This is a genomic window from Paenibacillus alginolyticus DSM 5050 = NBRC 15375, from assembly GCF_000422905.1.
GTDB classification, from domain to species: Bacteria; Bacillota; Bacilli; order Paenibacillales; family NBRC-103111; genus Paenibacillus_E; species Paenibacillus_E alginolyticus.
On the sequence record NZ_AUGY01000009.1, the window covers coordinates 1 to 26,963 of the forward strand.

Consider the following 26,963-nt stretch of genomic DNA (forward strand, 5'->3'; position numbering starts at 1 on the left):
ACCTACATTGAAGCTGGATCAACGATTGCCAGCGATAGATATCGTTCTTATCAAGCTTTGGCCAAAAATGGCTTCCACCATGAAGCCAAAAAGTACGACCTGAAAGAAAATCCAGATCATCTAAAGTGGCTTCATACGATCATCTCTAATGCGAAAGCTTTTATTGGTGGTACCTACCACGGCTTAGATCCTAAGCACCTACAAGCATATCTCGATGAGTTTTGCTATCGATTCAACCGCCGTGAGGTCAAAAGCGAGTTATTCAATAGGTTAGTTCATTGTTGCCTATCGTCTACGACGATTACCTATCCTGAGCTAGTTGGATAATCAAATAAAATAATTCTATTCATTAAAAGTTTACAAGACTTTTGTAAAGGGATTATAGGATTAATTGGCGTTTTGTGTAAAATTGACATGAATTTTTTGTAAAGATCCATCTAGCCAAACAAAAAAACACTCCGTTTCATAGAGCTAGACTAAAATCAAATTTAGTCTAAATCTAAAAACGGAGTGTTTCTATTCCATTTATAACTCTATTCAGTCGCCTAAGAAGGCTCTTTTCATACGCTCGAAAATAGACTGATTCTGCTCGTGCGTATTCTCGCCGTTTTGCTTACCGAATTGACGGAGCAAATCCTTTTGTTCTTCGCTCAAATTCGTTGGCGTCATCACGATTACTTTCACGTGCTGATCCCCTTGACCGAAGCCGCGAAGGTGAGGAACCCCTTTGCCTTTTAAGCGGAAATACGTATCGGTTTGTGTACCGGCTGGAATTTTGAGCTTAACCTTCTCAGTAAGCGTTGGAATCTCGATCTCATCACCTAACGCTGCCTGCATGAAGGTTAATGGCACTTCACAATAGACGTCATTGCCTTCACGCTCAAAGAATTCATGTGTTTTCACGCGAATAACGACGTAAAGGTCGCCCGCAGGGCCTCCACGAGTTCCGCCTTCACCTTCACCGGAGACACGCAATTGTGCTCCATCATCGACACCAGCAGGAATCTTGATGTGGATGGTACGCTGTTTTTTCACCTTGCCAGCACCATGACACGTTCCGCATTTTTCTTTAATGATCTTCCCTTGGCCATTACAAACCGTACATACACGACGGTTAACAATACGGCCAAACGCTGTATTCTGAACCACTTCCTGCTGCCCGCTGCCATGACAACCGCCGCAAGTTTCCGGCTTCGTACCTGGCTTAGCACCGGATCCGTTACATGTATCACAGTTTTCAGTTCTTGGAATATGGATGTCGGTTTCTTTCCCGAAAATCGCTTCTTTGAACTCAATCGTCATTGTGTATTGCAAATCGTTCCCGCGCTGCGGAGCATTCGGGTTACGACGATTTCCACCGCCGCCACCGCCGAAGAACATATCAAAAATATCCCCAAAGCCGCCGCTGAAGTCTTGGCCGCCCATACCTTGGTTAGGATCTACATGACCAAAGCGATCATATTGGGCTTTTTTCTGATCATCGCTCAAAACATCATAAGCGTCTTTCGCTTCTTTGAATTTATCTTCCGCATCTGCGGCTTTGTTCACGTCAGGGTGATACTGACGAGCCATTTTACGGTAAGCCTTCTTGATATCATCTTGCGATGCATCTTTGCCTAGCCCAAGCACCTCATAATAATCACGTTTACTCATTGTTCCACTCCCATGTTCAAGACTACAAACGGAAAGTCAAAGCCACGGAGAATCTCCAGATGGCTTTGACTATTCGTTGATTAATAAAATACAGGTTTAAAAATTGGCTGAATAACATCGTTATGAGATAAACCTATATCGAGGTCATTCGAAGATGAGCGACCGCGTCTAGATGTAGGTTTATTCGCCAATCAGAATCCATCCTCTACACGATGACGCAAAGGTTGGATTCTGATGTGGACAAAGTCAACTTTTTAAACTTCATATTTAATTAGGATATGTTTATTTTTTTTGTTCGTCAACTACTTCGTAATCCGCGTCGACAACATTTTCTCTTCCTTTAGGTGCTTCGCCTGCGCCGGCTGCACCTTCAGCTCCTTGAGCTTGAGCAGCTTGCTCATACAGCTTCACGGAAAGCTGTTGAATAACTTCTGTCAACTCTTCAGTTGCTTTTTTGATCGCTTCGAGTTCGTTACCAGCTAGAGCAGCTGTTACTTTCTCTTTTGCAGCGTTCGCTTTGTCTATCTCGACTTGGTCTACTTTATCGCCAAGATCTTTGATCGTTTTGTCAACGGAATAGACGAGTTGATCCGCTTCGTTGCGAGCTTCAACAAGCTCTTTACGGTTACGGTCTTCCTCAGCATGAGCTTCCGCATCTTTGACCATTTGTTCAACTTCTGCATCGCTTAAGCCGCTGGAAGAAGTGATCGTAATTTTTTGGCTTTTGCCAGTACCTTTGTCAAGTGCAGACACGTTAACGATACCGTTCGCATCGATATCGAAGCTAACTTCGATTTGCGGTACACCGCGTGGAGCTGGAGGAATATCTCCAAGCATGAAGCGGCCAAGTGTTTTGTTCCCGCTAGCCATTGAACGCTCACCTTGAAGAACGTGAATCTCAACGCTAGTTTGGTTATCAGCATAAGTGGAGTACACTTGTGATTTGGTTGTAGGAATCGTTGTATTGCGGTCGATCATTTTCGTGAACACGCCACCCGCTGTTTCGATACCCAAGGAAAGTGGAGTTACGTCAAGAAGAACGACGTCTTTCACTTCACCCGTCAATACGCCCGCTTGAACAGCTGCGCCAAGAGCAACAACTTCATCTGGGTTAACGCCTTTATGAGGCTCTTTACCCGTCAATTTTTTGATCGCATCTACAACTGCTGGAATACGCGTGGATCCACCGACAAGAACAACTTTGTCGATTTGGCTAGTGGACAAACCGGAATCCTGCAGTGCTTGACGAGTTGGTCCAAGTGTTCTTTCAACAAGGTGAGCGGAAAGCTCTTCGAACTTCGCACGAGTTAGGTTCAACTCCAAATGCTGAGGAACGCCGTCAGCTACTGTGATGAACGGTAGGGAAACGGTTGTTGTCAAAACGCCGGAAAGCTCTTTTTTCGCTTTTTCAGCTGCATCTTTCAAACGTTGTACTGCTGCTTTATCTTTGGAAAGGTCGATGCCTTGCTCTTTTTTGAATTCAGCTACGAGGTAATCGATGATGACTTGGTCGAAGTCGTCGCCGCCAAGCTTGTTGTCTCCACTTGTTGCTTTAACTTCAAAGAAACCATCGCCTAATTCAAGGATGGATACGTCAAATGTACCGCCACCAAGGTCATAAACGAGAATCGTTTGATCTTCTGTTTTTTCCAAACCGTAAGCTAGTGCTGCTGCAGTTGGTTCATTGACGATACGAAGAACTTCAAGACCGGCAATTTTACCCGCATCTTTCGTAGCTTGACGTTGGCTGTCATTGAAATAAGCAGGAACCGTAATAACGGCTTGCGTTACCGTTTGACCAAGGTAAGCTTCAGCATCAGCTTTCAGCTTTTGCAGGATAATGGCTGAGATTTCTTGTGGCGTGTAATCTTTGCCATCGATGTGTTCTTTGTGGTTAGTACCAATGTGACGCTTGATGGAACTAATTGTTTTATCTGGGTTTGTGATGGCTTGACGCTTTGCTGTTTCACCAACAACACGCTCGCCATCTTTCTTGAAACCAACAACGGAAGGGGTTGTACGGTTACCCTCCGGGTTAGGAATTACGACGGCTTCGCCGCCTTCCATTACGGCAACGCAAGAATTTGTTGTACCTAAGTCAATACCAATTACTTTACTCATGTAAAGCTGCCTCCTTTTGCTCCTATGGAACAATTCGTTTATTTGAATGTTGAGAAAAATAAGATCTCTTACACGCTAACTTTGACCATGGCAGGTCGAATGACTTTATCCTTGAGAATATAGCCTTTTTGCAGTTCTTCTACCACGATACCTTCTTCGTGCTCTTCGGATTCAACCTGCATAACCGCTTGGTGGAATTCCGGATTGAACGGTTGACCTACGGAATCGATCGGTTTAAGCCCTTCTGCTGTTAGCAGTTGATCGATGCCGCGGTACGTCATATCCAAGCCTTTCACCAATGCGTCGAAATCCTTCGTCTCTTTGCTTGAAGACAGCGCGCGATCGAAGTTATCTACAATCGGTAAAAGCTGTTCAATCAATTTAAGCGAAGCGTATTTCGCGAAATCTTCCTTCTCCGCTCTAGCGCGGCGGCGGAAGTTGTCGAAGTCCGCTTGAACGCGTAATAAACGCTGATAGTTTTCTTCTGCTTGCATACGCGCCGTCTCCAATTCGCTAACTTCTTTGGTTTCTTCAGAAACCTCCGCTTGCGAATCTTGGCTCACCGCTTCTTGCTGTTCAGCGGCTTGCTCACCTTCGGCTGCGTATGTAGTGTTTACGTCTTGCTCGGCTGTTTTGTTATCTCCAGTACTCAATTGTCCTTCACCTCCTAGACTTAATACATCATAATCTCTCTGACGTCAGTTTGCCCATCTTTAGGCCTCTTCAAAAGGCTGTTTCATTTTAATGACCGTATGAATACGCAGCACAGCGGCAGCGACTTCTCCAGCCGCTTGCAGAGCGTGAATTTTCACATCAGCTGGATCCACAATGCCTGCTTCCAAGAAGTCAGTCACTTGTCCGGTATCGCAATCGATACCAAGGCTATCGGTTTCCAGCGCAATCTGCGCGGCTTTCAGCTCTTCAACCTTCTCAAGCGGATTATATCCCGCATTGACGACGATCTGAGCCACCGGCTTGCGAAGTGCCCCTGCGACAGCGGCAACCCCGAAGCCTTCCATGCCCTTCATCGTCTCGCGGACGCGCTCGAGATCATGGGCGACCGCCATCTCCGCGGCGCCGCCTCCGGGCAAGTACCCGCCGCGCACGGCGGCTTGAACGGCTGACGCAGCGTCCTTCGCAATGCGCGAGCGCTCATGCGCCGCTTCGCGTGTCGCGGCGCCAACGATCACGGTCACGTGCTGCTCCCCGTGACCGCGCGCTACGCGCACGCGCTCCAGCCGCTCGTCGTACGCGGCATAGCCCGCGTGCCCTAGGGCGGCGCCGAGCTCCGGCGCGCTCTTACGCAGCGCTGTGCGCCGCACCGGCCTAGCGCCGGTGTGCTCGCTCAGCAACTGCATGTCCCTGCGGGACAGCCGCTGCAGCACGAGAATGCCATGGTCGGAGCAGAACTGCTCCGCCTCGGGATCAACCCCGCGGTCGGATGCGATCAGACCGACGCCAAGCTCCAGCAGCAAGCCTAAGCTGCTGCGGAACTGCTCCCGCAGCAGCATGTAGCGCTGGAAGCCTGCCTCGGTGACCAGCGCTTCTTCGCTGACCGCCTCAGGCTCCAAGGCATCATGCAACACGAGGATTCGAGCATCTCGCTGCTCGTGCTCGAGATGCAAGTTCATAGGCTTCTGGTTCAGCAGAATGCCGGTCCATACCTCGCTGCTCGCCTCTTCGTGAGCGAGCACGCTGTCTGCGAAGCGGTAGCCGTCTTCGCGAAGCTTCGCCTCGCCGACCGCTTCGGCTGCCTGAACGATGAGCTTTGCGATATCCGCTTGCTCCCTACCGGCCGTGATAGCAATGCGCTTCAGCGCGCTATCATTTAAGCCGACGATCGCGCGGCTTCGGCTCTGTAAGCTTTTGACTGCCATCTCGATGCCTTGCAGCATGCCGCTGACGACCTTCGCAACCGGTACGCCGCGCGTCACCTGAGCGACGCCTTCTTGCACCAATGCTCCGGCAAGAACCGTTGCCGTCGTTGTCCCGTCGCCGATTTGGCGCTGCTGGCTGCGTGCGACCTGAATCATCAACCTGGCAGCGGGGTGGGTAACGTCCATCTTTTCCAAAATAGTCACACCATCATTAGTAATGATGACTTCACCCTGCCCGCCAACCAACATGGTATCGAGACCTTTGGGACCAAGCGTCCCCTCGACTGCCGAACAAATCGCTCTTACAGCAGCAGCATTGTTGACCAGCGTAGAGTAACGTTCCTCACCCTCGCTATGAACTGTTTTCATTCCGCTCATTTGCCATACCAACGTCCAAGAACGACTTCAAGATGCTTCGACAAATGCTCCATTAAACTAATGACCCTGCCGTATTCCATTCGAGTTGGACCCAAAATCCCTATCGTTCCAAGCGGCTTATCACCGATCGAATAGGAGGCTGTTATTAAGCTGCAATTATTGATAGCTTCAATACTATTTTCAGCACCAATTTTAATCTCAATGCCTTCATTTGCCGATGTAAACAATTTGATAAGGGTTGGTGCTTCTTCCAATAGATCAAAGATGCTCTTGACCTTGTCAACATCCTTGAACTCGGGTTGGGTCAACATATTCGTCATACCGCTTAGGAAGACGCGATCCTTCTCATTGCTTTGAAGCACACTTTCCACAACCGCAAGAAGCTCTTGATACCCATTCACATATTTGCTTAACTCGCTCGAAATTTCATTATAAAGCCTAGATTTAAACTCAATCAACGGTACATTTTTAAGCTTAGCATTCAGAATATTAACGACCTTCTCGATCTCAGACATCCGTATACCTTCAGGAATGGAAACTGTTTTATTCTCCACATGACCCGTATTCATAACAATAATGGCTACGGCTGTCGTCTCTGTAAGCGGGATAATCTGCAGGTGTTTCAGCGTTGTACTGAATACCTCAGGGCCAAGCACGATCGATGTATAATTCGTAAGACTGGAGAGCATTCCCGCAACATGCTGGATCACACCTTCCATCTCTTGAATGCGTTCGGCAAAAGCACCCTTCATGGAGTCCAAATCGTTATTATGCAAGGTACCGTGTTGAAGCAAATGATCGACATAATAGCGATAACCTTTGTGTGAGGGTATACGGCCTGCGGACGTATGGGGCTGCTCCAAGTAACCCATTTCTTCGAGATCAGACATCTCGTTACGGATCGTCGCCGGACTGAATCCGACATTGCCCCGCTTCGAAATACTTCGCGAACCAATTGGCTCTGCTGAACGAACATAATCATCAATGATAGCACTTAAAATCATGCGCTGACGCTCCGTCAACATAAGGTACCCCTCCTCTTCACAAATCACTATTTGCCACTTTCGTTAGCACTCGTATTTAGTGAGTGCTAAATCCTAATACAAAAATAACAGACCCTAAGGTCTGTTGTCAAGTCAATCCAATCGTTTAAGTACGGCGATTTCATCGCAGCAATACTGTTTTTTGCAATGCATACAATCTTTCCAAACCTTCTCCGGGAAAATATCTTTCGGCACGAGGGTAAAGCCGTTTTTTTGAAAAAAAGCGACTTCATACGTGAGCGCCATCACTTTAATAATTCCTTGGCTCCTTGCCTCTTCAACTAAGAAGTTCACAAGTTTTCCGCCAATTCCTTGCCCCTTGTAGCCTGGGGTCATCCCAAGTGAGCGAATCTCAACAAGATCAGGCCCAAGCCGTGTAAGGGAGCCGCAGCCAATCAGCAAGCCATCCGATTCAGCGACAACGAAAGTGTCAATCTGCTCCTCCAGCATCTCTTTGCTCCGCGGCAGCATAATTCCCTGCTTGGCATACCCTTGTATAATATCATGCAGCTTCTCAATATCACTTATCGAAGCTTTCCTAACGGACACTGTAGTTGATAGATTCACTGTCATCCCACCAATCGCAACAAAAATGCATAAAACCCACGCTAGCGCCACTACGGCTTTGCCGCTGATTCGCTTGTGGATTCATGTATAAATATACAATAAAGCGTATATTTGCACAAGAGTTTTTTGCATCAAATTTGGATCCAAACAGGTCTCCCTATATTACTCGTCTAGGCAAGGAATGATGCAAAGACCTCGTTGCCAAGCAGGATGCCATGTTTGGACAATCGATACCCATCCGGCGTTTGTTCAAGCAGCTGTTTTCGCAGCCAGCCATTCAAGGTTTCCCCGAATTGCGATTCGATGGTAGTTCCGAATTGATCGATAAAATCCACGTTCCGTACACCTTCCAGCAATCGCAAGCCAACCATCATGAAATCTTCCATAGCTTCCTGCCGCGTTACCTCAAATTGTTCCATGATCGGCATGCCTACCTTTGAAGCATCGATATAAGGTTGAATTCCCTTCATGTTCACATGACGCTGGCCATTCATGTACCCATGAGCCCCTGCACCGAGTCCATAGTAGGAACGATTGCGCCAGTACATTGAGTTGTGCCTGCTCTCTCGACCCGGTTTAGCAAAGTTGCTGATTTCATATTGCTTATAACCAGCTGCTTCTAGCCTCTTCATGATGAGTTCGTACATATCTACTTCCTCATCTTCACTTGGAAGAGGCAGTTGATTCTTATTGAATAATGTGTGAAACAACGTATTCTCTTCTACTTTTAGGCTATAGATGGAGTAATGCTGGAGATCCAGAGATAAAGCCTCATCTAAAGTAGCCTGCATGATATCTACGGTTTGTTTCGGAAGCCCGAACATCAAGTCAATGGAGAGGTTATCAAAACCTAGCTTTTTGGCATTCGCGATGCTTCGATGTACGTCATCTGTATTATGGATTCGTCCAATTGCGGCCAGCAAATCATTATTGAAAGATTGCACACCGAAACTAATCCGATTGACACCGCCTTCTTTCATAACGGCCAGCTTATCTTCATCCGTCGTTCCTGGGTTTGCTTCCATGGAAAACTCAACTTCTGTGCTATCTGCCGGAAAATACGTACGAACCATGCGCAGAAACCGCTCCATTTGATCAGGAAGCAGCACCGTCGGTGTTCCCCCGCCAACGAAAATCGTTTCCACCTTGATCGGTGGATTATTTCTAACTGTAAGCTCCATCTCGCGCTCAAGCGCATCCAGATACTCCATAACGGGCTGGCCTTTGAGTACATAAGAATTGAAATCGCAATAATGGCATTTGTTCGTGCAAAAAGGGATATGAATATACACAGCGGTTGGAGCCGCATAGGTTACTAACATAGGGGTATTTCCTTTCTATCTAGGATAGACTACTTCACCGGCCACAGGGACGGGCGATTTGTCAAGGTTGATGCAAAGCAAAGTATTGAACTTATACTTAGCATCAATTAAGAAAAAGCCAAGGGACAGAGTTACTCTGCCACCCCAGCTTCTCATTCATTTCCATCTATTCGTCGATTTTGAGAACCGCCATGAACGCTTCTTGCGGCACTTCTACACTGCCGACTTGCTTCATGCGTTTCTTACCTTCTTTTTGCTTATCAAGGAGTTTACGTTTCCTTGAAATGTCACCGCCGTAACATTTGGCGAGTACGTTTTTACGCATCGCTTTAACCGTCTCACGCGCTACAATCTTTTGTCCAATCGCCGCTTGAATCGGCACTTCGAACATTTGCCGCGGGATCAGTTCCTTCAGCTTATCACAAATGATTTTGCCACGATGATACGCGGTGTCACGGTGAACGATGAAGGAGAGCGCATCTACCTGCTCGGAATTCAAAAGTATGTCCATTTTCACGAGATTCGATTTCTTGTAGCCAGATACTTCATAGTCAAATGAAGCATAGCCCTTTGTTCTTGACTTCAACATATCGAAGAAATCATAAACGATCTCGGATAACGGAATTTCGTAGGTTAATGTTACGCGATTGGTATCCAGATATTCCATGTTCAAATATTCACCGCGTTTGCCTTGGCAGAGCTCCATAATCGTTCCTACATAATCATTCGGAACAATAACCGATGCCTTGACATAAGGCTCTTCGACGAAGTCAATTCGCTGTGGATCTGGATAGTTCGATGGATTATCGATTTCCATCACATCGCCATTCGTTAATGTGATGCGGTAAATAACGCTTGGCGCCGTCGTAATTAACGGAATATTGAACTCACGCTCAATCCGCTCCTGAATAATTTCCATGTGCAGCAGACCCAAGAAACCGCAGCGGAAGCCAAAACCTAAAGCTGTCGATGTTTCCGGTTCAAATCGCAGCGAAGCATCATTCAGCTCTAGCTTCTGCAAAGCTTCGCGCAGATCGTTGTAATCCGTTGTTTCGATCGGATACAGCCCACAGAATACCATCGGGTTAATCCGTCGGTAGCCAGGCAGCGCTTCAGGTGATGGACGATCTGCTTCAGTTACGGTATCCCCAACACGTGTATCGCCAACATTCTTGATACCCGCTACGATGAAACCTACATCTCCAACTTCGAGGGAAGGTACAGAAGACATTCTAGGTTTGAATGCTCCTACCTCGATAACTTCAAATACCTTATTCGTCGCCATCATCTTGATTTTGGAGCCTGCTTTGATCGAACCATCAACGACACGCACATAAACGATTACACCTTTGTAGCTGTCGTAATGGGAATCGAAGATCAATGCTTTCAACGGATTATCCGGATTTCCTTGAGGAGCCGGTACTTTTTCACAAATTTGCTCGATGATCTCTTTAATCCCAATACCGGCTTTCGCAGAAGCATGGACAGCCTCACTGGCATCAAGTCCGATAACGTCCTCGATTTCCTGCTTCACTTTGTCAGGATCAGCACTAGGTAGATCGATTTTATTGATAACAGGTAAAATTTCTAAATTATTTTCCAGTGCCAGGTACACGTTGGCAAGCGTTTGCGCTTCGATACCTTGTGCAGCGTCTACAACCAGCAGAGCGCCTTCACAAGCGGCAAGGCTTCGGGATACCTCGTATGTAAAGTCTACATGTCCCGGTGTATCAATTAAATTAAGAATATAATCGATGCCATTGTCAGCACGATAAGCTAATCTAACTGCCTGAAGTTTAATCGTAATTCCGCGTTCCCGCTCCAAATCCATCTGGTCCAGCACTTGCTCCTGCATCTCACGCGATGATAATGCGCCCGTATATTCAAGTATGCGGTCGGCAAGTGTTGACTTGCCATGATCGATATGAGCGATAATTGAAAAGTTGCGAATTCTTTGTTGTCTTTCTCGAATGTCCGTCATGCTAAAGACTAACCCCCACTACATGCAAATAATTTTCATTATAGCAGTTGTGGGAAGTTGCAGCAATGTACCCCTTAACCTTTCCCTAAGATGGCATCAAACAAGGACACGAATAACTTAATTCCGTGATGCGATGCAATCTGCAGTAAGTCCCCTAATTTATTCCCGACATGATTCAATGAGTTATCGTGATCAGCAACCGGTTCCGCCTTCTTTTCAGCTTCTGGTTTCGCAGCAGTGTTAGCTTTCGCTGCTGTGTCACCTTTCAGAGAGGGCGTTGGTGACGTCTTAACTGTGGTTACATTCCCTGGTGGCGTTTTGACAGCCGGCTCCTGTGCAGCTTTAGAGGATGGCTGAGGCCCTTGTATACGGTCCATACCGCTCGATGCCAAGCTGACTCCGAATAAAATACAGAACAACAGCAAGAGTCCAAACAAGCCTACTTTCATATAAAAATGCCTCAGCCTCATTTTGAGATCCTCCTTAGAGTTTTGCTTTAGCAAAACTAGCTTCGAAAGCATATGCTTAAGTTTTCGTAAGAAAACTGGCATCGTAAGCATTAACTAAGTTTTGCCTTAGCAAAACTAGCTTCTATGACTGCTTAGGGGTAACAGGTGCATCCACTTTCTTCGCGTTCAAAATTACCTCTGAAATGGCATCTGCCAACCAATCTGTTGTTCGATAGCACTCTTCCAGTGAATTATATGGACCGCCGACCTCAATCAATATATTATTTGGCGAAAAGTTCTGATTATATAATCCGTTGCCTTCGCTGGCTTCTTTTGCATGAATGCCTTTGGATATGCCGGGATGCTTGGCTTCTAACGCCTGATGAATCTTGCTCGCGAATTCCTCATTCTTTTTCCAATTCGGATTTTTACCGCCGATGATGAAGTATACCTGGGCATAATCTTTGCCGTCGAAGGTTGCGGTCGTTTTATTGCGTGCAGCTGAATCCCGATGAATATCGAAATAATATTGCAAATCCGGATGTGCAACTGCAGCTTCCTGCAACGTTTTCAAGGAATATTTGTAAGAGTACGGATATTCAAAATTTTTGACTGTACTTGGATAGACCGTCTTGGAATGTACGGCACCGATGCCGTCCTTCTCCAAATTTTGTGCTAATCGTTGACCTACGGAAATGATATTCACCTTATCGCTATAAGCATTATCAGGATTGGTAACACCTTTTAGCTCTGGCAAAAAAGACTCATTGCTATGTGTTTGATAAATGAAAGCGATATTTTCCCCCGCGGTTCTTGGCGGTTGTCCTGTTGGATTAGTGATCAGTGCCGCACCACCCACAGGTGAGGGTTCTGGCGATGGAGACAGCCCAGGATTCTTCGCCTCTGCCTCCAGATCCTGAGAGTTTGGAGGATAGTCAATAGGGTCACTGGGATTCGTTTCACTCCCTTTAACCAATACTGTCGTTCTATTCGCATCCATCCCCGGAACTTCACTAGCCACGAGACTTTTGGGATCGCTTGGATTAATGTCCGTCATGAACTGAAAAGCGAAATGAAACACATTATGCTGAGAAAATGTAAATTTCTTCTGATCATTATGTAGATGAGGCACTTCCATGCCCAGCATATCGATAAAAAACTGATTCGTTACGGATGCAGCTAAGCTCTTCATTGATGAAACTGGCGAAGTCGTCATGACTCTATTTTGCAAGAAGCCGCCTACGCCAATAAGTACAAAAAGAGCTAAGGTGCCGAAACTGAGTATAAAAAATGTTTTTCCGACGGAACTTGCGCTCTGAAACGTTTTCCGAACATGGCTGAGATTCAAAGTAGCTGATGTCCATTTCATAGTTTGATTCCTCCTAATCTATCTTACTTCAATCTATGAAACGAGCTCCGTCGATAGAACCAAACACTAGAATTTTTCTGATAGAGGGAAATACTTATGCCTTCTCGGGTACCAAACTTGCTAACTTGCCTTCTCTCAGCAGTTGAGAGGTCCTTTTCAGACGTCTCGCGGCACATTAGCTGCATTCGAGCCTCCGAGACGCCCCTTTATGCCTTCTCAGGACGCAAAACCCGCTAACTTGCCTTCTTTCAGCAGCTGAGAGGTCCTTTTCAGACGTCTCGCGCCACATTAGCTGCATTCGAGCCTCCGAGACTCCCTTTTCTGCCTTCTCAGGCTGCAAACCCGTTAACTCTCTTTTTTTCAGCATCCGAAAAGTGCATTTTCAACCACTCACTTCGCTTTAGCACCATTCCCACACTTTAGCGATGAATAGATCCGTTTCCGCGGCGGCCCTATAAATCATGGGTAAGCTTCGCTACAACAAATAAATGCTTAAACGTAAAGAAAGACCTGAGGCTTTGCCTCAGGTCCTTTGTGTGCTAATCCATATGTTTGAGCTTGGGCAGGGAATTGGATATAGGGCCCCAACCGCCCATGTCCGCTTTCTCCATGATCATCTTCTTTTCTCTGCAGACCGATTTTGGAAGCTGTCGCAGAGCTAACGAACCGTGCACACGTAATTGTCCTCATCATGCGCATACTCGAATGGCTAACGAATCGCAGCCTCGTTACATTAGCGAAAAAGCGTGATTTGGGGCTGTCTTTCCTGCAATAGCGTTTTCTCGATTCGTTAGACTATCAAAAGCCCGCTTTTGGGCTTCATAACGTTTTCTGAGTTCGTTAGCGTTTGTCCACAATGAATCGACAGCCGACTTTGCACAATTGCAGAAGTTTTTGAATGCCACCTTAGAAAGGGGATACCCTTAAGCTCTACCTCGAAACTTATACTTTCTATTATGTCAAAAAAGAACCCCTCACGGGGTTCTTATGTTTATCTTGCTATGCAAGGGATTCGAAATCAAATGACCCTTTGGCTACAATCGTTACCCCGCTTGTTTTATTCAAAACAGTGGGTCCGTTATATAATTTGAGCAGCGTCTTGTCACTCTGTTTATGTTTATTGTCGGTGGTTGGTCGGTTACGAACTTTCTTCATGTGCTTCAGCATAAATAATCCTTCCTTTCACAATGGATTTGAGTGAAGACACGAGCTTCGCATTTCTTTCCGATAACTCCATCATGACTTGATGATGATTACGCGCGGGAATATCCGTCCTTGTTTTGAAATGTATGGATGAAACAATGGTCGGATGCAGCTTAATGCAGTAAATGTATTCAAATTCGCCATCTTCTTTATCCTTGGCTTGCGTATAGCATCGTTTTTTTTCATATCGGATAACTTGTAACGATTTTTATGAACACCAATACTATGCTTTATCGGATAGAGGTGAGGACCTCCTAACTCCGCGATTCCAGAGACAGCCTGCTGCGCATCAATTCGCAGTGGGTTGTAACCCTCCAGGTACTCAGGCAATTCACAATTCTTTGACATCACAATGAACGTGCGACTGTGGCCCAATTCTCCAATACAAAGCCCTATCAATACAAGTATATTTCCGTAAACCAAGGGATCATGACAATCCGCATGCGTGATAATAAGAAGGGCAAAGTCCGTCTCTTCGATGTGCTTTTTTAGCATTTTCAATTTATGATTGGACGCCGTAAGCACACCCTGATTAATAACCGTAACCTCAGATAATGAAGACAACTGTGCTTGATAGAATTCAGCCCATAGCGAACTTGCCGGGGAGCAGCCAATAAATATCTTTGGTTTCATTTCTCTCTCAGCCCTAACTCTTTGAGCATTTGCTTGACGACGAAAGTTGCCGGTCCTAGGCCAGCCATTAGCCCAGAGGAATGATTCGCATCATAGGTTAGTGGGGTTAGGCCGATTAAATCAGAGGCTATATGTAAGGTTTCTTTTTCGGGAATAAGAAAATAAGTTCGTTCCAAACCTATTTGACCAATAAATAGACCCAGTTCCAAAATAACATTATCACGTACTGTGCTGACCAATGAATCTCTCAAAAGTGTCAAATCATTCGGTTGAAAGACAAAGATAGCAAAATCACTAGACTTCGCCTGCTTAATGAGTGGAGCTAAGGTGGTATGTGAAGGAGGAAACAACAATTGACTCCAAACGGTTACATCAAATGAAAAATGGAGATTAGACTGAAAAGCCTCTGCAACTTCAACACTTTCAGCAGATGACCCTATGAATAGCTTCGCTTTCTGTGCGCTGCTCAACAGAACCACGTCCTCATTTAAGTTGATCGTCCCTTATTTCGACGCCCCCCTCCTTATTCCTTCCAAATTACGTAAAAATGGATAAAAAAGAAAGAACTGCATCCACCAAACTAGCGGACTCAGTTCTTATAATCATTTAGTGCGTGTAGGCTGCTACATTATCAATACTTACGGCATCGTGTAAGGCTGCGTTTAAGCCGCTAGCAATAATATTGGCGATGTCTTCAATAAACTGGTCGATCTCCTTCGGCGTGACAAGCAGATCGTGTCCTACGGGGTTCAGCACCTCTTTAACCAGCAGCAGCCGCTCATCTTCGTGGATATTGTCAAGAAGCCCTAGAATCTGCCCTGTGTTGCTCGTTTGCTGGCTAAAATGCTTGTGCATTAAGTCAAAAGCATTATTCACGATGGTCGATGCATACACAACAGTCGGAACCCCAATAGCTACCACGGGAATGCCAAGATTTTCTTTGGTCAGCCCTTTGCGTTTATTTCCGATGCCTGAACCGGGATGAATGCCTGTATCTGCGATTTGAATAGTCGTATTGACCCGATCTAAGGATCTGGAAGCCAGCGCATCAATGGCGATTATGAAATCAGGTTTGGACATATCGACTATCCCCTGAACGATGTCACTGCTCTCAATCCCCGTTGTTCCGAGCACCCCTGGCGCTACCGCGCTAACCGCCCGATACCCTGGACTAACGTCATCGGGAACTAGTTCAAAGTAATGACGTGTGACCATCACATTATCCACAACCAGAGGGCCGAGCGCATCGGGTGTCACATTTGAGTTGCCTAGACCGATAATAAGCGCTTTGGCATTCTTGGGGATGCCGATATCACGCAGAAACTGTTCAAACTCTTGCGCTAATTTCGTAGCGACGCGGTCCTGTAGTTGGCTGTCTTTCTCCCGCAGAGCTGGAACTTCTATCGTTATATAATGTCCGAGAAGCTTACCAAGCGCTTTGGAGCCCTCTTCGTTCAGAACGTTGATCTTGGTAACTCGTATCCCGTTTTCACGCGTCGACTCCTGTTCAATGCCAGGTATCGGCTGCCCCTGATTGGCTGCATGAGCCATATCCCTTGCATCTAACGCAAGATCCGTATGTGTTGTAAAAGAGCTTAAGTCCATTGAAGTTCCCCTTTCTCAAAATATAAGAATTTATATGTTTAACATTATAAGCTTTGCATATTTCTGGGTAAACGCGCCTGTCCTTGGCGGACAGCTTAGCCGTTACCCTTGGGTGCATTGCATCCCTTATTGTGCTACGATTTACAACCACTTATACAAAAACAGAGACCACTGAAAACCTATTGACAGGTCTTGCATTTTCAATTATTGCATGGTAGAATACTTAAAGTTGTCAGCAAACATACAAATGTAACGTTGAACGTGTTTTGTAAGTAGGAGGTGAATTTCATGCCAAACATTAAATCCGCTATTAAACGAGTAAAAGTTAGCGAAAAGCGCCGTCTTCGTAACGCTTCCCAAAAGTCCGCTCTGCGTACTGCTGTGAAAGCTTTCGAAACAGCTGTAACCCCTGAAGCTCTAGTTATCGCTTCTAAGAAATTAGACAAAGCAGCTTCTAAAGGTTTAATCCATAAAAATGCCGCTAACCGCAAGAAGTCCCGTCTGGCTAAAAAGCTGAACGCTCTTACGGCTCAAGCGTAATAAAACGGACATAAAGCAAAAGTCCAGTTCTCTATCACAGAGAGCTGGACTTTTTACTATTCGAAAGGCCGTCCTCCTAGGCAGCAAGCCTAAGAAGGAACAACTCTAAGCCTAACACTTTATCGATTTTCCCTGTTTTCATTTGAAAATCGAGATCCGCAAGCTGCGACATGATCCGGCTCAGCTTCTCAATATCATATTTGCGCGCTTGCCCTTCAGCCACCTTCACGGCAAAGGGATGCAAACCGATCTGTGAAGCCATTTGCTGCTGGGAATAGCCCTGTTTACTTAGCTCTTTCACCTGCAGCATGATACGGAACTGTCTTGCAATGAGCGCCGCGATCTTGATCGGCTCCTCACGCTGCTTCAGCAGTTCCTCGAGAATAACGAAGGCACGTTCCAGTCTTACATTTACAATATCCTCTATTAGTATGAAGACGTTCTGTTCTGTACTGCGCGCCACCAATTGATCGATTACATCAACCGATGCTTCCGAACCGACTCCAACATATAATGAAATCTTCTCAATTTCTGCAGATAAGGACTGCAAATTTCCTCCGGTGTATAGGATCAGCTGGTCGGCTGCCTCCCCCGTGAACGTAAAACCCAGCTGCTGGGCTTGTTTAGCTACCCATTGCTGCAATTCTTCTGGGCTAAGTGATAAGAAGGGAACCGCAGCTTCAAGGTCCTTGAGCGCTTTCACAATCTTCTTACGCTCGTCCAATTTATCTGCATCTACCGTAAATACCACAACGGTATGATCGGCTGGAGATTTCAAATAATCCGTCAAACGATCCAAGTGATGTTCAATCTTCGAACTTTCCTTCGCCCCTGTGAAAAACAGCGCATTCTTCGCGATGACCAGCTTCTTCGGAACCATAAAGGGAAGGGTCTCCGCATCCTCCAGCACCGCAGAGAGACTTATCTCACTTAAATCAAATTTACTCACTGCAAACTCTTTGTGCTCAGGCTCAATGAGCAAATCTGTTAATACCTGAATAAATTCCCTCATCTTATATTTCTCAGGACCATAGCACAAATAAACCGGTGCAGGGCGCCCTGCTTGTATATCTTTCAATGCTCTCTTTGCGTCCATAGCTAGCGTTCACTCCTTGCAACCATTTTACCAACAACAAAGGGATTACGTCAAAGCCCGAAGACCTTGAGGTAATCCCTTTGTTTGTCTATTTAAACACCGGCTAAAGGCTCTAGAAACCTTATACCGTGTGGACAAACCACCAAACCATTGCCGTTTCCTTATCTTACAACATACGCTAGAACCGTCACATTGGTGCATTCGCATCACAAATTTACTTAGCTGCTTCCTCTTTCGCATTTAAATCAATGAGAAAAGTTTGAAGCGAGCCTTCACTTTGAACTTGATAAAATAATTTGTCGTCCTTAGACCATTCCACTAGCGTGATAAGATCACCAGACTTCCAAACTTGCTTGGACGCAAAAACGACTTCTTTGGTAGAGCTGTTTCGGATCACGACATGCTGCTCTTCAACAACAGCCTCGAGAACGCCCGTTGCTGACTTCAACGGATTAGCACTGACTGGTGCTGTCAAAGAATAGATGCCTCCGACATCACTCGTAGTTCCACCCTTCTTAGCAGCTGGTGTAGGTGTTGAATCGGTCGTTTTCAATACCTTCTGCTCTTCCGGCACCTTACTATCGGTTGGCGGATTCGTTGATGCAGGGTCCGTTTCCTTCTTCACATTAGACCCAGCGGAAGCAGGGTCTTTCAACCGTTCAGGCTCTGAGGTAGAAGGTGCTTGGCGCAAACCATCCGTACCTTTTGTGGTCCCAGATGAACTCAGCGTTTTGGGCTCTTCCAGGTTCGCATCTGTAGTAGCCTGCGGTCCCACTAGCCCATTGCCCGCTGTTGCTTCCGGCTGCGGCGCTTTCCCTTGCCCTACTGACCCAGCAGCGGCTGGGGTATTAGGGGCCGCCTGCTTCGCGTCTGCACTATTTGCCGCGTTCTTCTTAGCAGCATCTTGTGCGGCGTTCGAATCGGATGCTGCCGTGCTTTGCATCTGCCCGGCACTTTGCTTGTTAGACCTTGGCTGCAGCAAACCATCTGCTTGATCCAGCACAGGATGCTTCAGATTGAATGCGAAGAAACCAAGGATAAGACCTGCGGCAACGACACCGCCTGCGAATTTCCAGGAGAACTGTAATCCTAAACGGCGTGTCCAAGGGAGTTTGGGAGGCTGCATAGAAGCTGACTGGTTAGCACTGGTGCCGAAAGCAGCCACCTTGTCGGTAATGGACGCCGCGGCATGTCTATCTATATCAGCCAGCTGCGGCATGATAGCATCGACCAAACTGTATGGAGGAATGACCTTAGGTAACTGGGTCAGTTCATCGGACAATCTTTGTAAACGTTCAAACATCTGTGCACAGTCCAAGCAATGCATCAGGTGAGCATGAAGCTCAATTTCCTCTTTCGCATTTAAATCTCCATCCAGCTGTCTTTGCATAAATTCCATCACCTCTTGACAATTCATCCCCGAACACCTCCTTTCTGATATTCTTGGAGCAGCGACTGTAATTGCTGTCTAGCTCGAAATAAGTAAGACTTCACCGTGTTTAACGGTAGGTTTAGAGATTCTGCAATTTCATGATACGAAAAGTCCTGCAAATAACGGAGAACAACAACAGATCGATGGTGTTCGGGAAGCTTTTCGATTGCTTCTCTAATATCTTTGGCTAAATAGCCAACTAACATTTCCTGTTCAACATTATGCTCTGCTGTAAAGGTCATATCATGCTCATCAATCGAAACCGTTGGTTTCGCCTTGCGAAATTTATCGATGCAGATGTTCGTTACAATCCGCTGTACCCACGTCTTGAAGAGCGCTTTTTCTTCATAGGAATTAATTTTTGTATAAATCCGAAGGAGTGCCTCCTGTGAAGCATCGAGGGCATCCTGTTCATTATTCAAAATATAATAAGCGGTTCGATAAACGTGAGACTCAATTTCTCGCAATAGGGTAATGAGAGCATCACGATCACCGGCTTGTGCAGATCTTACCAGTTCGGGTGCTACCACTGGGATCCCTCCCTCTTGCAATCTTACAGACGCAGCAGCGCCTCATAAGGTTGCAACTCTTTTAGAATAAAAAAACGATGGCAGTCTTGCAACTACCAGAATAACAAACTTCCAGAAATAAATACACTTGTTATTAGACGTATACCAGACCGATTAGTTTCATCTTCGCCTCACAAACCGCTCTCCCCTCTCTCTTATCCATCAAATTACTCTCCATTGTAAACTTTTTTAAAAGTTGGAAAAGTACTATGTTTGGATAGTACCGCCTAAGATATTGTCATAACCGTTTAATTCTACCCGATGTGGTAAATATTACAGATGAGCTATTCGAAAGTGGAGGGCTGCATCATGTTCAAACAATTATTTGGCAGAAAGCGTCTGCTTCGAACCCCTCAGGTTCACAACCAGCCAAACACTTCAAATTCAGATTCCAGTAAACCATTATCATCGTCATTGCAAGAAAATTTGACTACCATTCAGACGATCCTGCACCATCCAAGCGATCTACTCATTAGACATTTTACAATCGGTACAAACCAATATCCGTGTGCATTAGTCAGCATTGATGGTCTGGTTGACATTGCTATGATTAATGAGCAATTACTAAGCCCAATGCTCCATTCCTTTGATCACCCTGTTTCTTCAACTTCGGACTTAATAAACGTATTGAAGCAGCAAATTCTAACGGCTTATGAGTTGGAGACGGTTGAACTTCTGGACGACGCTTTAATGGCCATTCTATCTGGCGATACGATTCTTCTATTAAACAATCTCTCACAATGCATCATCATTTCTAGCTGCGGTTGGAAAACACGTTCAATTGAAGAACCGCAAACTGAATCAATCATTCGGGGACCAAGAGCAGGGTTTACAGAAGATATTCGAACCAACACCGCTTTACTTAGAAGAAGAATTAAAGAAACCAACCTTGTTTTTGACACCTATCAAATCGGGCAAAGAAGTAGACGCGAAGTGATCGTCACTTATATCGCTGACATTGTGCATCCCGACCTTGTGAAAGAAGTTACTCGCAGAATAAAGACTATAGACATAGATGATATCGAAGGTTCAGGTTACTTGGAGCAATGGATAGCAGATAGCTTCCTTAGTCCATTTCCTCTCATTATGAATACAGAACGGCCTGATCGCGTATCTGGAGCACTTCTCCAAGGGCGAGTTGCCATTCTAGTAGATGGAGACCCCTTTGCCCTCATATTGCCGATTACTTTCGCTTCAAGTTTGCAATCACCTGAGGATTATTATCAGAACTGGCTCATCTCATCGTTGACGCGGGTACTTCGATTAATTTCAGCTTTCATTGCTACCTTTCTGCCAGCTCTATATATTGCTTTGCTCGAATTCCATCATGGAATGATCCCTTCCAAGCTGGCTTTCTCTATCGCTGGAGCTCGGGAAGGGGTGCCATTCCCGGCAGTCGTTGAAGCCTTCGCAATGGAATTCACGCTCGAACTTCTCAGGGAAGCAGGACTACGACTGCCCAAACCCATCGGCCAAACCATCGGGATCGTAGGCGGTTTAGTTATTGGCGAATCTGCTGTGGCTGCGGGCATGGTAAGTCCCGTTATGGTTATTGTTGTAGCCGTCACAGCCATCTCTTCCTTCTCGCTGCCCTCTTATTCCTTTGCCATTTCACTGCGCGTCATGCGATTCAGCATTATGTTGGCCGCTGCTTTTTTAGGCTTATATGGGATCATCCTAGCTTACATCATGATCAATATCCACCTGGTAAATCTGAAGAGTTTTGGCGTTCCATACTCCACCCCTTTTGCGCCAATTTTATTACGGGACTGGAAAGATCTTATTTTAAGATCACCCCTGTTGTTCGTAACAAAGCGGCCAAAAATGATGCAAACAAAAAATGAACAGAGAATGAAAGGAAGGAGAAACCGGGGATGAAATCTTTTGAATATGGCGATAGTGAGATCGGTTACGTAGATATAGTGATCACGATTTCATCCATGATTATTGGCGTAGGTATACTCTTTCTTCCGAGGGAACTAGCAAAAACGGTTCAATCTTCTGACGGGTGGGTATCCATCCTGTTGGCAGGTCTTCTTGCGATCGGCGCAGCCTGGATGCTAGCCAAAGTTGCCATTCATTTTAGCAAACAAGGCTATTTCGCTTATGCCTCAGCAGCCGTCACAAAGCCAATCGCCCTCATTGCTATCATTTCTCTTACCCTATACTTCATCCTATATAGCGGTTATGAAGTGAGGGCAATTGCTAATATTTCCAAACAATATCTATTTGAGCGCACACCTGTAGAAGCAATATCCTTAACCTTCTTACTTGTCGTCGTATATGCCGTTTCTGGCAGTCGAGTCGGTATTATTCGTCTTAACATTTTATTCTTACCCATTGTTATCGCCATCTCACTAATCGTACTCTCCTTTAGCATGAGCATATTTAACCTGGATGACTTAAAACCGTTTATGAGCTCGGATTGGAAAAGTATGGCGAAGGGCATAAAATCCAGCGCATTCTCACTCCTAGGTTTCGAAGTCATCTTAATTTACATCACCCTAATGAATCAACCGAAAGATGCCCCCAAAGCAGTTGTCTTCGGCGTAGCTATTCCTGTTGTGCTATACACGGCAATCTACATAGCTTGCGTTGGTGTATTTTCAAATTTCGCCCTGCAACAAATTACGTATCCCGCCGTTGAGCTTGCCAAGGAAATGCAAATTCCAGGCGCATTCTTTGAGCGGTTTGAATCTATATTTTTTACAATTTGGACGATGACTGTCTTTACCACGACCATGATGGCTTTTGACTGTTCCATCTATTTGCTTATGTCCGTTTTTACTAAAACGAAGAAAAAAACATGGGTATTCATACTTAGCCCAGTCATTTATTTACTTTGCATGTTCCCACGAAACTTAGCTGATTTCGATGAGTTAAGCAGTTATATTAGTTATGTCGGATTAGTTGTCGGCATTCTGTTTCCAATTCTCATACATGTTGCTGCTAAACTTCGAGGAGTGAATAGTGATGCTTCTTAAAAAAAGGAGCTGCTGGTCCAGTCTAATCTGCATCCTCTTCCTTCTAACAGGCTGCTGGGATCGTATAGAAATTGACCAACGCGGGTTTGTAATCGGCGTTGCTATCGATTACAGCCATATATCGAAACACAAATTCAAGGGAACCTATCAAATTGTCGTACCCAGTGGGTTGAAACAAAGCAGTCAAGGACAAAGAGGATCTGACAGTTCCGGTAAAGCCTACTTTAATTTATCAACAACTGAAAACTCCATGCCTGCAATTAGTGCAAGATTGGCCGCCAGGACAAGTCGTACCCCTTATTTCGAACATCTAAAAATCATTATCGTTTCCAGCGAAGTAGCCAAAGACGATAAAATTTTCGCCGACTTGTTGGACTTTTTCTTACGAAATAATGAAATGCGAAGAAGCGTTCAAATATTAATTGCCGATGGTAAAGCTGCAGATATTCTAGATATTCCTACTTTTAATGAACCCACACCGATAGATTATATTACATCTATTGCTAGAAACGATCGAAAAACTAACTACATGTTACCTGAATCACGTATTGGCGATGTCCATGAATTTTTGGTCAAACATGAAAGCTTCGCCATTCAAACCGTTAGATTGGAAGAGAAAGGGGTTTCGATGACCGGATCCGCCATATTCGATGGTAAAACCAAGGAATTTGTCGGATTCTTGCAAGGCGAGGAAACGCAAGGGTTGAACTTCGTCACTGAGCGAGTTAAAGGCGGTATCATCGAAGCTAAGATTAAAGATCACACCTTCGCCTTCCGAGCGGAAAGAACGAAAAGCAAAATTACCATGCAGCAGTTTAGTCCAACAAAGTTTAAGTTCAATATTAAACTCGCAACTGAAGGCGTTCTTGATAAATCGATGTCCGAATATGATCCCTCTAATTCAGAAGCAATTAAAGATTTAGAGAAAAGTCTGGAAGATGTAGTTAAAGCCAATACCCTTAAAGTAATTAAAAAACTCCAACAAACTTATAAAAAAGATGCATTGGGACTGGGGGCTTTTTTATATGAAAATCATTATAAATTATGGAAACCAATAGAAAATGATTGGGATCAGGGATTAAATATTTTCACACAATCAGAGATTAACGTGCAGGCAGAAGTCATTATAAGACGTATCGGAAACATCATCAAAACGACAAAGGAGTAAGGCAAGTATGTGGTTTTCTCTCATTGGAAGGATGCCTTCAGGCATGATATTGATCTGTACCCTCCTCTCATTCGTCATTCCCTACGGTGTTCATTGGATTTACAAAGAGCTGCATGCCAATGGTGATCCACCATGGAAACAGGATCCTAAGGCGGAAGAACACCAAGATCCACAATCGAACAACTCTGGATAGAGACTATTAACGATGTCAATTAATCCATTATTTTTACACGGGAGTAAATACCTTCTTTGCGAACTTCAAGCTGCACTTCACCCATTTGATCTGTTCGTAACACCTGAATCTCATTCTCTTCCAAACGCGTTAACACATCAGGTGCCGGGTGACCATAACTATTCATACCACCAACGGATATGACGGCCCATGAAGGTTTCCAAAAGTCGAGCCATCCAGGTGTCGTCGACGTTTTGCTCCCATGATGAGCAACTTTCAGTACATCGATCTTGTGATTAATTTTTAGTTCTTGATCCAATAAAGAAGGGTGATCTTTTAAATAATCGACCAACTCTGTTTCAGATTCTTTCTCCATATCCCCTGTAAATAACCAACGCGTCCGCTGCATCTCGAGCAAAAAAACAACAGACCGCGCATTCTGTTCTTTGACAATTTCGATGAGCCGATTATCACTTTCCAAAGGATATAGGACCTGCAATCTGGTAAGCGGATCAATCTGGATCCAATCACTTACATTTGCAGGCAGAAGCGGCACTCTGCGAGCTAGCAAGGTATCAAATAATTTCGCTATGCTCGCCCCCGGCTTGAGCGTCCCATTAAAGAGAAATTGCTTGACGGGCATTTGTGAAATAACAGCCTGCAGACCACCGCTATGATCCGTATCTTCATGTGTGAGAACTACGAGATCTAGTTGATGAACACCGCGTTTCTTGAGCAGCGGAACGAGCATCTTTTTGCCAACTTCATAAGGATCCTTGCGAATTTTCCAATCTTCACCAGGTTTCCTAAATGTAAGAGTCCCTCCACCATCAACAAGAATATGTCGTCCATAAGGCGTCCGAATCAGAATCGCATCACCTTGACCAACATCAATAAATTGAACGAGACCGGATCGGTTGAAGCGCTCAGGCGAATACCCCATCCAAAGCAATAGCAGTAAGCCTCCTATCGCACAGATTAGCCATTTCGATAAGTTCACTTTCTTTGTCCCTTTGACTCTTACCAAAATAATCGGAGACTCTCCTCCAGCTTCTTGCAACAAGCGCTGACATATCCCATAAATCAAAATGAGAAAAGCATAATAAAAAGCAATCCAGGGTAAGCTCGGCGACGGCCACAGCATCTTAAACTGGTTTAAATGCTGCAGCTTGTCTGTCATCCAGAAAATCACTTCGTTTAACCAAGAAATAAGCAAACCGATGCTTTTTCCAGCAGGAACGTAGACGATTCCCAGAACTAAAGCAAGCAGGCCAGCTGGAAATACAATCATACTAATAACAGGAACCAAGACGGCATTAGCTAGCCAAGATAATAAAGAAAACTGATTAAAATAATAAATAGATACAGGAAAGGATATCATTTGGGAAACAAGCGTAATGGAGGCCGAACTCCTGATCATTGGGGAAGAAATCCACCGAGTGAATAAATCATTGACTCTTTGTACCCCTACAATGAGACCAAGTGTAACCAGAAAAGAAAGCTGAAAGCTAACATCCAGCAGAAAGTAAGGATTCCACAAAAGCATGCTCCATGCCACAATCGCCATAATATGCAATACATCCTTAAAATGCCCTCGCCGGGCTGCATAGAGGGCAATGATCGACATGAGTCCGGCCCGAACAATGGAGGGCGAAGCACCTGTCAGTAGGATATAGAACGGCAATAACCATATACAAATTAGTAAATAGGTCTCCTTTGCCAGCTTTAATCTGCGCATGATCCAAATGCAAACGCCAAGAAATACGGCAATATTCAAGCCGGATATAGCTAAAATATGAGTCAATCCCAGCTCCGAAAACTGCTGGAAGCGCTCAGGATCAAGATCGTCCGTCTGACCGATCAGCATGCTCTTCATGAACCCCGCCTGCTGCGCGGGGAAGATAAGGTCCATGCGCCTGCTGAGGGCACCGCGCAGCTCGTCGTTCCAGCGCAGCAGCTGGACGACGCTTACGCGCGCAGCCGCAGGCTCGACCTGCGCCTGATCCACCCCTTTGGCTGAAAGCAGCCAATGGGTGTGGTGAAGGCGCAGGTATCGGCGGTAATCGAAGCCGCCGAAGTTGCGGGCCGGGGACGGGCTGCGCAGCGTCCCGTGCAGCGTCAGGGCGTCGCCTCGACGCCAGCCCGACGCTACCGCCTGCTGCGCCTGCTGGAGCAGGCGCAGCGAGACCTGCACGCTTTCCCCGCCGAGCGGGAAAGCTTCCGTGCCTGGGAAGCGGATGGATTCCGCTTCCATCGTGAAGCTGGCCCTGTCGCCGTCTACGGTGACAGGGCTGGAGAACCGGCCGAGCAGCGTGACCTTGCTGCCGTCCAGGGTTTGCTGCTGCGCCAGTGGCAGCAGCGCAGAAACGTTGCGCTGGTCGGTCCACTGGAAGTAGCCATAGGCTACTCCGACCAGCAGCAAGGCGCACAGCGGCTGTCTGCCAGGCAGCCGCAGCGCATAAATGACGATAAGCGCGGCTAACAGCAGCGCGCTCGTCATCAGAGATAACCACCGCAGCTCGGTATAGAGCGCCAGCGTATAGCCAGTTATCCACAGACAACACCCTATAACAACTGGTCGTTTCATTAGCATTTGCATAGGTATAACTGCTCCTCTCCTCTTGAATGTTGTAAAACCAAATAGTAGTCATTTACACGACCTATTAAATTGAAGAACAACCTGTCAACATTCATCATTCATCATTCATCATTCATCTTTCTTCTTTCTTCTTTCTTCTTTCTTCTTTCTTCTTTCATCGTTTATCTTCATCTTTCATCTTCATCTTCGTCGTTAGACTTCC

The 26,963-nt window shown here is 45.6% G+C and carries 23 protein-coding genes; 5 read left to right on the forward strand and 18 right to left on the reverse strand.

The genetic code is table 11. The features are described 5' to 3' along the window. Positions 1–327, forward strand: a 327-nt coding sequence (locus tag G519_RS41600; protein WP_036631992.1) for an IS1595 family transposase, incomplete at its 5' end; no start/stop codon positions are given. A gap of 210 nt (positions 328–537) precedes the next feature. Here the strand turns inward: G519_RS41600 and dnaJ are convergent. From dnaJ to gpr, 14 genes are all read right to left on the reverse strand, one after another. Then, a complete protein-coding gene (gene dnaJ, locus G519_RS0103720) occupies positions 538–1,653 on the reverse strand; it encodes a molecular chaperone DnaJ (protein WP_029193538.1) in 1,116 nt (371 codons plus the stop codon). 282 nt (positions 1,654–1,935) lie between these two features. Beyond that, entirely contained in the window at positions 1,936–3,774 is a 1,839-nt protein-coding gene (dnaK, locus tag G519_RS0103725; protein ID WP_029193539.1) for a molecular chaperone DnaK, read from the reverse strand. Between the two features lie 68 nt (positions 3,775–3,842). Beyond that, positions 3,843–4,427 (reverse strand): nucleotide exchange factor GrpE, encoded by a 585-nt coding sequence (gene grpE, locus G519_RS0103730; protein WP_029193540.1) that lies wholly within the window; start codon positions 4,425–4,427, stop codon positions 3,843–3,845. Between the two features lie 60 nt (positions 4,428–4,487). Continuing rightward, the gene (locus tag G519_RS0103735) at positions 4,488–6,029 is read right to left on the reverse strand and encodes a TCP-1/cpn60 chaperonin family protein (protein ID WP_029193541.1); all 1,542 of its coding nucleotides are present in this window, start codon (positions 6,027–6,029) and stop codon (positions 4,488–4,490) included. Further along, the gene (gene hrcA, locus G519_RS0103740) at positions 6,026–7,054 is read right to left on the reverse strand and encodes a heat-inducible transcriptional repressor HrcA (RefSeq protein ID WP_029193542.1); all 1,029 of its coding nucleotides are present in this window, start codon (positions 7,052–7,054) and stop codon (positions 6,026–6,028) included. The genes G519_RS0103735 and hrcA overlap by 4 nt, the downstream gene beginning before the upstream one ends. Before the next feature lie 111 nt (positions 7,055–7,165). Continuing rightward, entirely contained in the window at positions 7,166–7,645 is a 480-nt protein-coding gene (locus G519_RS0103745; RefSeq protein ID WP_029193543.1) for an N-acetyltransferase, read from the reverse strand. 164 nt (positions 7,646–7,809) lie between these two features. Then, complete coding sequence (gene hemW, locus G519_RS0103750; RefSeq protein ID WP_029193544.1) at positions 7,810–8,961, reverse strand: radical SAM family heme chaperone HemW; 1,152 nt, start codon at positions 8,959–8,961, stop codon at positions 7,810–7,812. A 166-nt stretch (positions 8,962–9,127) separates the two neighbouring features. Beyond that, positions 9,128–10,942, reverse strand: a complete 1,815-nt coding sequence (gene lepA / locus G519_RS0103755; protein ID WP_029193545.1) for a translation elongation factor 4 — start codon at positions 10,940–10,942, stop codon at positions 9,128–9,130. Between the two features lie 74 nt (positions 10,943–11,016). Further along, positions 11,017–11,412 (reverse strand): hypothetical protein, encoded by a 396-nt coding sequence (locus G519_RS0103760; protein ID WP_029193546.1) that lies wholly within the window; start codon positions 11,410–11,412, stop codon positions 11,017–11,019. 121 nt (positions 11,413–11,533) lie between these two features. Continuing rightward, positions 11,534–12,760 (reverse strand): stage II sporulation protein P, encoded by a 1,227-nt coding sequence (gene spoIIP, locus G519_RS0103765; RefSeq protein ID WP_029193547.1) that lies wholly within the window; start codon positions 12,758–12,760, stop codon positions 11,534–11,536. A 999-nt stretch (positions 12,761–13,759) separates the two neighbouring features. Next, on the reverse strand, positions 13,760–13,927 hold the full coding sequence (locus G519_RS49885; protein WP_154669530.1) for a hypothetical protein: 168 nt from the start codon (positions 13,925–13,927) through the stop codon (positions 13,760–13,762). Positions 13,928–13,996: 69 nt separating this feature from the next. Continuing rightward, on the reverse strand, positions 13,997–14,596 hold the full coding sequence (locus G519_RS0103780) for a TIR domain-containing protein (protein ID WP_029193548.1): 600 nt from the start codon (positions 14,594–14,596) through the stop codon (positions 13,997–13,999). Then, positions 14,593–15,066, reverse strand: a complete 474-nt coding sequence (locus G519_RS41605; protein WP_051253041.1) for a TIR domain-containing protein — start codon at positions 15,064–15,066, stop codon at positions 14,593–14,595. The genes G519_RS0103780 and G519_RS41605 overlap by 4 nt, the downstream gene beginning before the upstream one ends. Positions 15,067–15,202: 136 nt before the next feature. Beyond that, complete coding sequence (gene gpr / locus G519_RS0103790; protein ID WP_029193549.1) at positions 15,203–16,201, reverse strand: GPR endopeptidase; 999 nt, start codon at positions 16,199–16,201, stop codon at positions 15,203–15,205. Positions 16,202–16,489: 288 nt separating this feature from the next. Here gpr and rpsT point away from each other — a divergent pair, with 288 nt between their 5' ends. Continuing rightward, the gene (rpsT, locus tag G519_RS0103795; RefSeq protein ID WP_029193550.1) at positions 16,490–16,741 is read left to right on the forward strand and encodes a 30S ribosomal protein S20; all 252 of its coding nucleotides are present in this window, start codon (positions 16,490–16,492) and stop codon (positions 16,739–16,741) included. Positions 16,742–16,817: 76 nt separating this feature from the next. Here rpsT and holA read toward each other — a convergent pair whose 3' ends face one another. From holA to G519_RS0103810, 3 genes are all read right to left on the reverse strand, one after another. Then, entirely contained in the window at positions 16,818–17,837 is a 1,020-nt protein-coding gene (holA, locus tag G519_RS0103800) for a DNA polymerase III subunit delta (protein WP_029193551.1), read from the reverse strand. 214 nt (positions 17,838–18,051) lie between these two features. Beyond that, entirely contained in the window at positions 18,052–19,254 is a 1,203-nt protein-coding gene (locus G519_RS0103805) for a zf-HC2 domain-containing protein (RefSeq protein WP_029193552.1), read from the reverse strand. Further along, complete coding sequence (locus G519_RS0103810) at positions 19,251–19,799, reverse strand: RNA polymerase sigma factor (protein WP_029193553.1); 549 nt, start codon at positions 19,797–19,799, stop codon at positions 19,251–19,253. Before G519_RS0103810 ends, G519_RS0103805 begins: the two co-directional genes overlap by 4 nt. Before the next feature lie 348 nt (positions 19,800–20,147). On the opposite strand from G519_RS0103810, the gene G519_RS0103815 reads away from it, so the two are divergent. From G519_RS0103815 to G519_RS0103825, 3 genes are read left to right on the forward strand one after another with little or no spacing between them, the layout of a single operon-like run. Then, positions 20,148–21,716 carry a spore germination protein gene (locus tag G519_RS0103815; RefSeq protein WP_029193554.1) on the forward strand — a complete coding sequence of 523 codons (1,569 nt, stop codon included), beginning with the start codon at positions 20,148–20,150 and terminating at the stop codon, positions 21,714–21,716. After that, positions 21,713–22,822, forward strand: coding sequence for a GerAB/ArcD/ProY family transporter (locus tag G519_RS0103820; RefSeq protein WP_029193555.1), 1,110 nt, complete (start codon positions 21,713–21,715; stop codon positions 22,820–22,822). The genes G519_RS0103815 and G519_RS0103820 overlap by 4 nt, the downstream gene beginning before the upstream one ends. Beyond that, the gene (locus G519_RS0103825; protein ID WP_036631994.1) at positions 22,812–23,990 is read left to right on the forward strand and encodes a Ger(x)C family spore germination protein; all 1,179 of its coding nucleotides are present in this window, start codon (positions 22,812–22,814) and stop codon (positions 23,988–23,990) included. Before G519_RS0103820 ends, G519_RS0103825 begins: the two co-directional genes overlap by 11 nt. 212 nt (positions 23,991–24,202) lie before the next feature. Here the strand turns inward: G519_RS0103825 and G519_RS0103835 are convergent, their stop codons facing one another. After that, positions 24,203–26,761 carry a DNA internalization-related competence protein ComEC/Rec2 gene (locus tag G519_RS0103835; protein WP_051253042.1) on the reverse strand — a complete coding sequence of 853 codons (2,559 nt, stop codon included), beginning with the start codon at positions 26,759–26,761 and terminating at the stop codon, positions 24,203–24,205. Positions 26,762–26,963 lie beyond the last annotated feature (202 nt).

Coding starts and splice junctions, on each gene's coding strand:
- G519_RS0103835 (WP_051253042.1), bottom strand. CDS start 26,761: ATGCAAATGCTAATGAAACGACCAGTTGTTATAGGGTGTTGTCTGTGG.
- G519_RS0103745 (WP_029193543.1), bottom strand. CDS start 7,645: ATGACAGTGAATCTATCAACTACAGTGTCCGTTAGGAAAGCTTCGATA.
- rpsT (WP_029193550.1), top strand. CDS start 16,490: ATGCCAAACATTAAATCCGCTATTAAACGAGTAAAAGTTAGCGAAAAG.
- G519_RS0103815 (WP_029193554.1), top strand. CDS start 20,148: ATGTTCAAACAATTATTTGGCAGAAAGCGTCTGCTTCGAACCCCTCAG.
- lepA (WP_029193545.1), bottom strand. CDS start 10,942: ATGACGGACATTCGAGAAAGACAACAAAGAATTCGCAACTTTTCAATT.
- G519_RS49885 (WP_154669530.1), bottom strand. CDS start 13,927: ATGCTGAAGCACATGAAGAAAGTTCGTAACCGACCAACCACCGACAAT.
- dnaK (WP_029193539.1), bottom strand. CDS start 3,774: ATGAGTAAAGTAATTGGTATTGACTTAGGTACAACAAATTCTTGCGTT.
- holA (WP_029193551.1), bottom strand. CDS start 17,837: ATGGACGCAAAGAGAGCATTGAAAGATATACAAGCAGGGCGCCCTGCA.
- gpr (WP_029193549.1), bottom strand. CDS start 16,201: ATGGACTTAAGCTCTTTTACAACACATACGGATCTTGCGTTAGATGCA.
- G519_RS0103805 (WP_029193552.1), bottom strand. CDS start 19,254: ATGAATTGTCAAGAGGTGATGGAATTTATGCAAAGACAGCTGGATGGA.
- G519_RS0103735 (WP_029193541.1), bottom strand. CDS start 6,029: ATGAGCGGAATGAAAACAGTTCATAGCGAGGGTGAGGAACGTTACTCT.
- G519_RS0103760 (WP_029193546.1), bottom strand. CDS start 11,412: ATGAGGCTGAGGCATTTTTATATGAAAGTAGGCTTGTTTGGACTCTTG.
- G519_RS0103780 (WP_029193548.1), bottom strand. CDS start 14,596: ATGAAACCAAAGATATTTATTGGCTGCTCCCCGGCAAGTTCGCTATGG.
- hrcA (WP_029193542.1), bottom strand. CDS start 7,054: ATGTTGACGGAGCGTCAGCGCATGATTTTAAGTGCTATCATTGATGAT.
- dnaJ (WP_029193538.1), bottom strand. CDS start 1,653: ATGAGTAAACGTGATTATTATGAGGTGCTTGGGCTAGGCAAAGATGCA.
- spoIIP (WP_029193547.1), bottom strand. CDS start 12,760: ATGAAATGGACATCAGCTACTTTGAATCTCAGCCATGTTCGGAAAACG.
- G519_RS0103825 (WP_036631994.1), top strand. CDS start 22,812: ATGCTTCTTAAAAAAAGGAGCTGCTGGTCCAGTCTAATCTGCATCCTC.
- hemW (WP_029193544.1), bottom strand. CDS start 8,961: ATGTTAGTAACCTATGCGGCTCCAACCGCTGTGTATATTCATATCCCT.
- G519_RS0103820 (WP_029193555.1), top strand. CDS start 21,713: ATGAAATCTTTTGAATATGGCGATAGTGAGATCGGTTACGTAGATATA.